The organism is Kaistia sp. SLG-1 (assembly GCF_059699055.1).
The window spans coordinates 5,247,842-5,257,500 of the sequence record NZ_AP048544.1 but is presented as its reverse complement, the minus strand read 5'-3'; the positions used below and the strand labels follow the sequence as shown (position 1 = coordinate 5,257,500).

Genomic DNA, 9,659 nt, shown 5'->3' with positions numbered 1-9,659 from the left:
CGGGACCGTGCATGGTGGGTAGTTTGACTGGGGCGGTCGCCTCCCAAAGTGTAACGGAGGCGCGCGATGGTGGGCTCAGACCGGTCGGAAATCGGTCGTCGAGTGCAATGGCATAAGCCCGCCTGACTGCGAGACTGACAAGTCGAGCAGAGACGAAAGTCGGCCATAGTGATCCGGTGGTCCCACGTGGACGGGCCATCGCTCAACGGATAAAAGGTACTCTGGGGATAACAGGCTGATGATGCCCAAGAGTCCATATCGACGGCATCGTTTGGCACCTCGATGTCGACTCATCACATCCTGGGGCTGGAGAAGGTCCCAAGGGTTCGGCTGTTCGCCGATTAAAGTGGTACGTGAGTTGGGTTCAGAACGTCGTGAGACAGTTCGGTCCCTATCTGCCGTGGGTGTAGGAATATTGAGAGGATCTGTCCTTAGTACGAGAGGACCGGGATGGACGTACCTCTGGTGGACCTGTTGTGGCGCCAGCCGCATTGCAGGGTAGCTATGTACGGACGGGATAACCGCTGAAGGCATCTAAGCGGGAAACCCACCTCAAAACGAGTATTCCCTTGAGAGTCGTGGTAGACCACCACGTTGATAGGCCGGGTGTGGAAGTGCAGCAATGCATGCAGCTTACCGGTACTAATAACTCGATCGGCTTGATCACTCCCATTAATCCATGCTCATCCGCTCCAACGCAGATGACCATCGACGACAAAAGCAGCTAACCCTGCAAAACCAGTTTCTTCTGTGCTTCGCCGGCCTGGTGGTCATGGCGAGGAGCCTGAACCCGATCCCATTCCGAACTCGGCCGTTAAACTCCTCCGCGCCAATGGTACTTTGTCTTAAGACACGGGAGAGTAGGTCGCTGCCAGGCCTGCAAAGCACAGAAACCCTTCGAAACATTCTCTCTACGATGAAACACAACAAAAACCCCGCCGCGCGACACCTTCGCCGGCGGGGTTTTTGCGTTCAAGCACCACGAAAACCGCCGGGAAGCGACGCCATCACGCCGGACGCCGGCGGTCCCAGGCCGGACGTCGCCACAAGCACCAAGGCGCGGAAGACGGCAGGGCGGCGAGGGCAGGGCGGCGGCGACGCCGGCACTAGCGCCACGGCGCGGAACAGCACCTGCCCGGAACAGACCCGCACAAGCGCGCAAGCTCAAAACCGGGTGGCCGCGGCCGAGCCAACCCCCGATCCGACCGGACGAAGCTCCAGCTCCCTCAAGGACACTGGCGCAAAAACAAAGCCTTCGCCATCATCCCCAAAACCAAAACAACCAACACGGGGAAAAACATGCGAAACGCCTTGATCGTCTACGGCGGATGGCCAGGTCACCAACCCGACCAAGGCGCAAAAAAAGTCGAAGAAATCCTCAGGCAAGACGGATTCGACACCCACATCACCCGGGACTACCGCGCGCTCGGCAGCGACCAGCTCGACGAACTCGACCTCGTCGTGCCGATCATCACCAGCGACGAGATCGAAAAGGCCCCGATCGAGCGTCTCTCGCTCGCCGTGCGGAACGGGCTCGGGCTCGCCAGCTATCATGGCGGCCTCGCCACCTCGTTCCGCAACATCGTGCAGTTCCACTATCTGGTCGGGGTGCAATGGGTGGCGCATCCGGGCGACATCGTTCGCTACCGGGTCGATGTCACGCGGCCGGACGATCCGGTGATGCAAGGGATCTCGAGCTTCGACTATGTGTCGGAGCAGTATTACCTGCACTACGATCCGTCGATCGAGATCCTGGCGACAACGACGTTTACCGGCGAGCATGATCCGGTCACCGCCGGCGTCGTGATGCCGGTTGTGTTCAAGCGGCGGTTCGGCGCCGGGCGCATCTTCTATTCGGCGCTTGGCCATGTCGCGGCCGAATTCGACAATGTCGAGATGCGGACGATCCTGCGGCGTGGCCTCAACTGGGCGGCGCGCCCGGAAGCCTAGGATCCGTACCCGGGATCGCGGGAGGGGCCTCGCGCCGCGTCTGTGAATTCGCTTCATAGATGCCGTGCCGGGCGGCGATCTGGTTCGCGGGCCGGGGCGAGGCCACCTTCCGGGTCGACCTGTTCAACCCGGGATGCAAACCTATGCCCGTCGCCCTCTACGCCCTGACGGCCGGTGCCTTCGGCATCGGCGTCACGGAATTCGTCATCATGGGCCTCCTGATGGAGGTCAGCGTCGATTTCGGCGTCTCGATCTCCGCCGCCGGCCTGCTCATTTCCGGCTATGCGCTCGGCGTCGTCGTCGGCGCGCCGGTCCTGACCGCGCTGACGGCCCGGCTGTCGCGCAAGACCACGCTGCTGGCGCTGATGGCGATCTTCACCATCGGCAACATCGCCTGCGCCTTAGCGCCGGATTACACCACGCTGATGGCCGCGCGGATCCTGACCGCCTTCGCCCATGGCACCTTCTTCGGCGTCGGCTCGGTCGTCGCGACGACGCTCGTCGTGCCGGACCGCCGCGCGTCGGCCATCGCCATCATGTTCACCGGCCTGACGGTCGCCAACGTGCTCGGCGTGCCCTTCGGCACCTGGCTCGGCCAGGCTTTCGGCTGGCGCGCGACCTTCTGGGCGGTGGCGCTTGTCGGCCTCGTCGCCTTCGCCATCATCGCCGCGTTCGTGCCGCGCGACCGCACGGCCCCCGAGGCGCCGGACTTCCGCCGCGACCTGCGGGCGCTGATGCGCCGGCCGGTCCTGCTCGGGCTGCTGACGACGGTGCTCGGCTATGCCGGCGTCTTCGCCGTCTTCACCTATATCGTGCCGCTGCTGACCGAGATCACCGGCTTCGCGGAGGGCGCCGTGTCGCCGATCCTGTTCGTCTTCGGCGGCGGCCTGATCCTCGGCAATCTTCTCGGCGGCAAGCTCGCCGACAAGCATCTGGTGCCGACCATGCTGGGCAGCCTGATGGCGCTCGCCATCGTGCTCGGGCTGATGGGCTTCGCGCTGGAGAACCGCATCCTCGCAGTCGTCTCTATCGGCCTTCTCGGCGCTTCCGCCTTCGCCACCGTGGCGCCGCTGCAGCTCTGGGTGCTGGAAAAGGCGAAGGGAGCGGGGCAGAGCCTCGCCTCCAGCTTCAATATCGCCGCCTTCAACCTCGGCAATGCGCTCGGCGCCTGGCTCGGCGGCGCGGTCATCGATCATGGCGGGCTCGGATCGGTCGCCTTCATCGCCGCGCTGCTGCCGCTCGCGGGCTTCGCCGTCGCGGTCTTTGCTCTGCGGACGACGCCCTCCGAGCCGGCCGGATCCACCGTCGCGGCCGGCCGCGCCGCGGAATGAACCTTGGCTCCGAGGCGTCGGCACCGCCGATCCCTGGCGCTTCCTGCAAGACGAACGGCGCCGGCCTGTCCGGCGCCGTTTTCGCATCGGGTCCGTCCGCCGCCCCACCGGCACTTTTTGCAGGGGCTGCAATCCGTCGCGTTGCGATTATCGCGGCGCGACCCTATGACATCCGCATGGCCCTTCTCGATCTCGCCAATCCGACGCGCTTCATGTCGCTCGCCGATCGCATCCTGCCCTGGCTCTGGGCGGTGACGGCGCTCGTCCTCGGCACGGGCCTGTATCTGGCCCTCTTCGTCGCGCCGGCGGACTATCAGCAGGGCGAGACGGTCAAGATCATGTTCATCCACGTGCCGGCCGCGTGGCTCTCCATGTTCGGCTACGGCATGATGGCGGTCTCGGCGCTCGGCACGCTGGTCTGGCGTCATCCGCTCGCCGACGTCGCCGCCCGCGCCATCGCGCCGATCGGCGCCGCCTTCACGCTTATGGCGCTCCTGACCGGCTCGCTCTGGGGCAAGCCGATGTGGGGCACCTGGTGGGAATGGGACGCGCGGATGACCTCGGTGCTGATCCTGTTCCTGATGTATCTCGGCCTGATCGCGCTCTGGAACGCCATCGAGGATCCGAACAAGGGCGGCCGCGTCGGCGCCGTGCTGATCCTGGTCGGCTCGGTCAACCTGCCGATCATCAAGTTTTCGGTCGACTGGTGGAACACGCTGCACCAGCCGGCGAGCGTCTTCCGCATGGGCGGCTCGACCATCGACGCCAGCATGCTCTATCCGCTCCTGATCTGCGCCATCGGCGCGACGCTGCTGTTCCTGGCGCTGAGCCTGATGGCGATGCGCAACGAGATCCTGCGCCGCCGCATTCGCGCGCTCCGCCTCGTCGCCGCCGCCAGCCCCGCCGGAGCGCCGGCATGATCGAAGCCTTGGGACCGCATGCCGGCTTCATCCTCGCCGCCTATTGCGTGACGATCGTCATCGTCCTGGCGCTCTTCGCCTGGATCGTCCTCGACGGAAGGCATCTGCGCCGCCAGCTCGCCGATCTCGAGGCGCGCGGCATCCGCCGACGTTCGGCGCGCAAGGCCGCCGGCAAGACCGCCGGAAAGGCCGCCGACAGCACCACGGTGAAGCCGTGAGCGAGACCCGGTCTCCGGTCGAGGCGAAGCCGCCTCGCTCGCTCGCGCGGCGCCTGCTGATCTCAGCGCCGATCGCCGCCTTCGCGGCGCTCGCCGTGATCTTCGTCATCCGGCTGGAGCAGGGGGGCGATCCGTCGCTGATCCCCTCCGCGCTGATCGGGCGCCCGGCGCCCGTGACGGTGCTGCCGCCGCTCGAAGGCCTCGACAAACCCGGCCTCGATACGGCCGCGCTCGCCGGCAAGGTGACGCTGGTCAACATCTGGGCGTCGTGGTGCGTGCCCTGCCGCGAGGAACACCCGTTGCTCGAGAAGCTGGCCGCCGACAAGCGCATCCAGCTCGTCGGCATCAACTACAAGGACCAGCCGGCCAACGCGCGCGCCTTCCTCGGCCAGCTCGGCAATCCCTATGCCGCGGTCGGCGTCGACGAAAAGGGCCGCAGCTCGATCGACTGGGGCGTCTATGGCGTGCCGGAGACGTTTCTCATCGGCCGCGACGGCACGATCCGCTTCAAGTTCGTCGGCCCGCTCAGCGACGACAGCCTCGAAAAAGTGATGATGCCGGAGATCGAAAAGGCGCTGGCCGCGTCCTGATCGCTTTGGCTGCCCGGCAGGACTTTGCAGATCGCCGAAAAGTCGCCATGTGGCCACGGCCTATGGGCAGGGCACCGTCGCCCCGGCGGAGGCCGGGGCCCATGAACACCGGCCGGGAAATTCCAGCTCAGCCTTCCGGCCACGGCCGGTGTGTCTGGATCCCGGCCTTCGCCGGGATGACGGCGGAGGGTGGCACGGCCCAGGCAGCCCATCGATCGCCGGACGGCCCTGCGTGCTTCGACACGGCCCTTCGGGCCTCCTCAGCATGATGAGGACGGTGTTGCGTGAAGGTGTGCTCAGGGAGAGATGACGCCTCTCAGCGCGTCGGCTGCGTCTCGGGTTTGTCCTCGGCGATCGTCGTGCGCGAGATCAGCGGCAGCTGGAACAGGGTGAAGAGGAAGGTCAGCGGCATGATGCCGAACACCTTGAAATTCACCCAGAGATCGGTCGCCGCCTTCGCGTCGGCGGAATAGTAGGCGTCGGCGGCCTTCCAGACGACGACGTTCAGGATGGCGAGCGCCAGGAAGAACAGGCCCCAGCGGAAGGTGAGCTTGCGCCAGCCCTCGTCGGTCAGCTTGAAGACACTATCGAAGACATAGCCGAGCAGCGAGCGGCCGAAGACGAGGCCGCCGAGCAGGACCGCGCCGAACAGCGTGTTGACGATGGTGGGCTTCAGCTTGATGAAGGTGTCGTCGTGCAGCCAGAGCGTCAGCCCGCCGAACACCACGACGACGACGCCCGTCACCAGCGGCATGATCGGCAGCTTGCGCGTCATCGCGTAGGAAACCGCCAGCGCCGCCAGCGTCGCGGCCATGAACAGGCCCGTCGCCCAGTAGATGTCGGCGCGGGCGTTGGCGAAGAAGAAAACGCCGAGCGGTCCGAGCTCCAGGGCCAGCTTGAGGAGCGGATTGAGCTCCTTGCGGGCGGGATCGTTGGGGGCGCGTTCGATTTCGAGTGTCATGGTCGGCTTTCGGTGGTGGTCGCCAAAAGATAGGGCCAATAAGGCGGCTGATCTATGGCGTCGGTCACGTCGCGGCAGCCCGGACGATCACTAGAGCGTTTTCGAGCGAAGTGGATGCCCGCGTGAAGAAAACGCGACCAAACAAATGGCTAGATCGTTTCCACGAAACGGTGAAAGGATCTAGGTGGCGATGCCGGCGATGGCGCGGGCGAAATCATCGGCCGCGAAGGGCTCGAGATCGTCGATGCCTTCGCCGACGCCGATGAAGTGGATCGGCAGGCCGTATTTGGAGGCGATGGCGACCAGGATGCCGCCGCGCGCCGTGCCGTCCAGCTTCGTCATCACCAGGCCGGAGACGCCGGCGACGCGGCCGAAGATCTCGACCTGCTGCAGCGCGTTCTGCCCGGTGGTGGCGTCGAGCGTCAGAAGCACGCTGTGCGGCGCGGTCGGATCCTGCTTTTTGATCACGCGGATGACCTTTTCGAGCTCCGCCATCAGCTCGGTGCGGTTCTGCAGCCGCCCGGCCGTGTCGATCAGGAGCACGTCGGTGCCGTTCGCCTGCGCATCCTTCAAGGCGTCGAAGGCGAGGCCGGCGGCGTCGGCGCCGATCGAGCGCGCGACGACGGCGGAGCCGGTGCGCTGGCCCCAGATCTTCAACTGCTCCACCGCCGCGGCGCGGAACGTGTCGCCGGCGGCGAGCATGACCGAACGGCCCTCGGCGCGGAGCTTCGCCGCGAGCTTGCCGATCGTCGTCGTTTTGCCGGTGCCGTTGACGCCGACGACGAGGACGACATGCGGCTTGCGGGCGGGATCGATGACGAGCGGCTTCGCCACCGGCGCGAGGACTTTTGTCACCTCCTCGGCCAGGATCGCCTTGACCTCGGCGCCGTCGATCTCCTTGCCGAAGCGGCCCTTCTTCAGCGCCTCGATGATCGCCGACGACGTCGTCAGGCCGAGATCGGCCTGGATCAGCACGTCCTCGAACTCCTCCAGCGTGTCGGCGTCGAGCTTGCGCTTGGTGAAGACCGAGACGATGCCGTCGGAAATCGCATTGGACGAGCGCGACAGGCCGGCCTTCAGCCGCTGGAACCAGTTCTGTTTTGGCGCGGGTTCCGGGGCAGGGGCCGGCGCGGCCGGGGCGGCGAAGAAGCCGGTCGGGCGAGGGGCGATGACCGGGGCCGGGATCGGCGCGGGCTCGGCGACGGGCTCGGGTTCCGGCGCTTTGAGGACGACGGGCGCTTCCGGCTCGGCCACGGTCGGCTCGGGCGCGGCTTCGACCACGATGGCCTCGATCGGCGCGACGGTCTCGACAAGCTCGATCGCCTCCGCCGGCGTGACAACGGGAGCAGGGGCCTCGGCGGTGACCGGCTCGGGCTCGGCGACTGCGACCGGCTCGGGCGTCGCGACGAGCTCGGGCGCCTGCTCCTCCGGCTTCGGCGCGCCGCCGCCGAACCAGCGGCGGAACAGGCCCTTCTTTTCTTCTGCCATGGTTCAGGCGGCCTCTGCGAGTGGGGTGGCAAGGAGGCCCGAAGCGGTCCGTCCAACGATCTGCGCCGGAACCAGCGTTCCGGCGGCGATACCCGGCATGGAAACCGGGGTGAAATGCTCGGTGCGGCCGACGCCGCCCTTTTCCATCAGCACACGGCGCGTCGCGCCGACCTCGCGCGCCAGATGCGCCTGGAGCGTCGCCTGGCCCTTTTCGCGCAGGCGGGCGGCGCGGGCCTTGATGGCGGCGGGATCGAGCTGCGGCATGCGCGCGGCGGGCGTGCCGGGGCGCGGCGAGAACGGGAAGACATGCAGATGCGTCAGCCCGCATTCGTCGACCATGGCGAGCGAGTTCTCGAACATCGCCTCCGTCTCGGTCGGGAAGCCGGCGATGATGTCGGCGCCGAAGACGATGTCGGGGCGGAGCTGCCGAACCTCGGCGCAGAAGCGGATGGCGTCGGCGCGGCCATGCCGGCGCTTCATGCGCTTCAAAATCATGTCGTCGCCGGCCTGCAGCGACAGATGCAGATGCGGCATCAGCCGCTCGTCCTCGGCGATCGCCCGCATCAGCGCGTCGTCGACCTCGATCGTGTCGATCGAGGAGAGGCGGAGGCGCGGCAGCTCGGGAACGAGCTTCAGGATCGTCGAGACCAGCGTGCCGAGCGTCGGCTTGCCGGGGAGATCCGCGCCATAGGCGGTCATGTCGACGCCGGTCAGCACGATCTCGGCATGGCCGGTCGCGGTGAGCTGGCGGATCTGCTCGACGATCGCGCCCATCGGCACCGAGCGCGAGGGGCCGCGGCCATAGGGGATGATGCAGAAGGTGCAGCGATGGTCGCAGCCGTTCTGCACCTGCACGAAGCTTCGCGTATGCCCGTCCATGCCGGCGACGAGATGCCCCGCCGTCTCGCGCACGTCCATGATGTCGGCGACTTTGACACGCTCATGGTCGGCGATCCGAAGCCCCAGCGGCCGATAGGCGGCGGCGCTCAGCTTTTCCTCATTGCCGAGAACGAGATCGACCTCGTCCATGGCGGCGAAGGTGGCTGGTTCCGTCTGCGCGGCGCAGCCGGAGACGACGATCTTCACGTCCGGCCGCTCGCGGCGGGTCCGGCGGATCGTCTGCCGCGCCTGGCGCACCGCCTCGGCGGTGACCGCGCAGGTGTTGATGATCACCGCGTCGGAAAGGCCCGCTTCCGCGGCCCGGGTCCGCATCACCTCGGTTTCGAGCGTGTTCAGACGGCAGCCGAAGGTGATCGTCTCGATCGTCATGCGCGGAGGGCGACCGTGTCCGGCGCAACCTCGATGCGGATCTCGTCGCCGAGGCCGATGACGCCCTCATGCTCGAATTCGGCGGCGCCCGTCATCCAGATGTGGTTGTCGGCGCGCCATTCGATGTTCAGCACGCCGCCGGGCAGGCGGACGTCGACGATGCGGCCGGTCTTGCCGAGGCGGGCGGCAGAGACGGCGGTGGCGCAGGCGGCGGAGCCGCAGGCAAGCGTCAGCCCGGCGCCGCGCTCCCACACGCGGAGCGTGATCGCGCTCGCCGACGTCACCTCGGCGATCGAGATGTTGGCGCGCTCGGGGAACATCGGGTCGCGCTCGAGGATCGGGCCGATGCGGCCGAGGTCGATCGCCGCGACGTCGTCGACCCAGTAGATCGCATGCGGATTGCCGATATTCGCCACCGCCGGCCGCGACAGGATCGGCGCGTCGACGGGACCGAAGCTCAGATCGATGGCGGTCGTATCCTCGAACGGCCGGGAAAGCGGGATCTCGGCCCAGCCGAAGCGCGGTTCGCCCATGTCGACGGTGATGCTGTCGGCATCTCGGACGCGGACGTCGAGCAGGCCGGCCGAGGTCTCGAGCTTGACTGCCTCGCGGCCATTCTCGCGGTTCAGCACCAGCGCGACGCAGCGCGTGCCGTTGCCGCAGGCGCCGGAAAGCGAGCCGTCGGTGTTGAAGATCGTCATGAAGGCGTCGGTGCCGGCGGTTCGCGGCGGTTCGATCACCATCAGCTGGTCGAATTCCGTGCGCGGATCGGCGGCGATCGCGCGCGCCTGGTCAGCGTTCAGGCGCGTTTCCGCGCCGCGCATGTCGAGCACGGTGATCCGGTTGCCGATACCGTTCATCTTGGCGAAGGGGGCGTTCATGACGTTCCGATCATCACGCTGCGGGCTGCGTCGGCAGCCCGTGGGTGTCGG

Annotated in this window: 9 protein-coding genes and 2 rRNA genes (1 of these 11 cut by a window edge); 7 read left to right on the top strand and 4 right to left on the bottom strand. The window is 67.0% G+C overall.

Features of this window, described 5'->3' with window-relative positions:
- The 7 genes from AC6HZP_RS24335 to AC6HZP_RS24305 all read left to right on the top strand — a co-directional run.
- Positions 1-667: ribosomal RNA gene (locus tag AC6HZP_RS24335) — 23S ribosomal RNA — on the top strand (it extends 2,085 nt beyond the left edge of the window).
- A 95-nt stretch (positions 668-762) separates the two neighbouring features.
- A 5S ribosomal RNA gene (gene rrf, locus AC6HZP_RS24330) occupies positions 763-877 on the top strand.
- A 422-nt stretch (positions 878-1,299) separates the two neighbouring features.
- A complete protein-coding gene (locus AC6HZP_RS24325; protein ID WP_497524915.1) occupies positions 1,300-1,950 on the top strand; it encodes a ThuA domain-containing protein in 651 nt (216 codons plus the stop codon).
- A 143-nt stretch (positions 1,951-2,093) separates the two neighbouring features.
- Positions 2,094-3,281, top strand: a complete 1,188-nt coding sequence (locus AC6HZP_RS24320) for an MFS transporter (protein WP_497524914.1) — start codon at positions 2,094-2,096, stop codon at positions 3,279-3,281.
- Positions 3,282-3,457: 176 nt separating this feature from the next.
- Complete coding sequence (locus AC6HZP_RS24315; RefSeq protein ID WP_497524913.1) at positions 3,458-4,201, top strand: heme ABC transporter permease; 744 nt, start codon at positions 3,458-3,460, stop codon at positions 4,199-4,201.
- Positions 4,198-4,419 carry a heme exporter protein CcmD gene (gene ccmD, locus AC6HZP_RS24310; RefSeq protein WP_497524912.1) on the top strand — a complete coding sequence of 74 codons (222 nt, stop codon included), beginning with the start codon at positions 4,198-4,200 and terminating at the stop codon, positions 4,417-4,419. The genes AC6HZP_RS24315 and ccmD overlap by 4 nt, the downstream gene beginning before the upstream one ends.
- Positions 4,416-5,009, top strand: coding sequence for a DsbE family thiol:disulfide interchange protein (locus tag AC6HZP_RS24305; RefSeq protein ID WP_497524911.1), 594 nt, complete (start codon positions 4,416-4,418; stop codon positions 5,007-5,009). The genes ccmD and AC6HZP_RS24305 overlap by 4 nt, the downstream gene beginning before the upstream one ends.
- Before the next feature lie 316 nt (positions 5,010-5,325).
- On the opposite strand, the gene AC6HZP_RS24300 is transcribed toward AC6HZP_RS24305, so the two are convergent.
- The 4 genes from AC6HZP_RS24300 to dapF form a co-directional block, all read right to left on the bottom strand.
- The gene (locus AC6HZP_RS24300) at positions 5,326-5,970 is read right to left on the bottom strand and encodes a septation protein A (RefSeq protein WP_201401479.1); all 645 of its coding nucleotides are present in this window, start codon (positions 5,968-5,970) and stop codon (positions 5,326-5,328) included.
- A 180-nt stretch (positions 5,971-6,150) separates the two neighbouring features.
- Positions 6,151-7,458, bottom strand: coding sequence for a signal recognition particle-docking protein FtsY (ftsY, locus tag AC6HZP_RS24295; protein ID WP_497524910.1), 1,308 nt, complete (start codon positions 7,456-7,458; stop codon positions 6,151-6,153).
- A 3-nt stretch (positions 7,459-7,461) separates the two neighbouring features.
- Complete coding sequence (mtaB, locus tag AC6HZP_RS24290) at positions 7,462-8,727, bottom strand: tRNA (N(6)-L-threonylcarbamoyladenosine(37)-C(2))-methylthiotransferase MtaB (protein ID WP_497524909.1); 1,266 nt, start codon at positions 8,725-8,727, stop codon at positions 7,462-7,464.
- Positions 8,724-9,608: a diaminopimelate epimerase gene (gene dapF / locus AC6HZP_RS24285; protein ID WP_497524908.1), complete on the bottom strand. Its 885-nt coding sequence runs from the start codon at positions 9,606-9,608 to the stop codon at positions 8,724-8,726. Before dapF ends, mtaB begins: the two co-directional genes overlap by 4 nt.
- Positions 9,609-9,659 lie beyond the last annotated feature (51 nt).

Coding starts and splice junctions, on each gene's coding strand:
- AC6HZP_RS24325 (WP_497524915.1), top strand. CDS start 1,300: ATGCGAAACGCCTTGATCGTCTACGGCGGATGGCCAGGTCACCAACCC.
- AC6HZP_RS24320 (WP_497524914.1), top strand. CDS start 2,094: ATGCCCGTCGCCCTCTACGCCCTGACGGCCGGTGCCTTCGGCATCGGC.
- AC6HZP_RS24315 (WP_497524913.1), top strand. CDS start 3,458: ATGGCCCTTCTCGATCTCGCCAATCCGACGCGCTTCATGTCGCTCGCC.
- ccmD (WP_497524912.1), top strand. CDS start 4,198: ATGATCGAAGCCTTGGGACCGCATGCCGGCTTCATCCTCGCCGCCTAT.
- AC6HZP_RS24300 (WP_201401479.1), bottom strand. CDS start 5,970: ATGACACTCGAAATCGAACGCGCCCCCAACGATCCCGCCCGCAAGGAG.
- ftsY (WP_497524910.1), bottom strand. CDS start 7,458: ATGGCAGAAGAAAAGAAGGGCCTGTTCCGCCGCTGGTTCGGCGGCGGC.
- mtaB (WP_497524909.1), bottom strand. CDS start 8,727: ATGACGATCGAGACGATCACCTTCGGCTGCCGTCTGAACACGCTCGAA.
- dapF (WP_497524908.1), bottom strand. CDS start 9,608: ATGAACGCCCCCTTCGCCAAGATGAACGGTATCGGCAACCGGATCACC.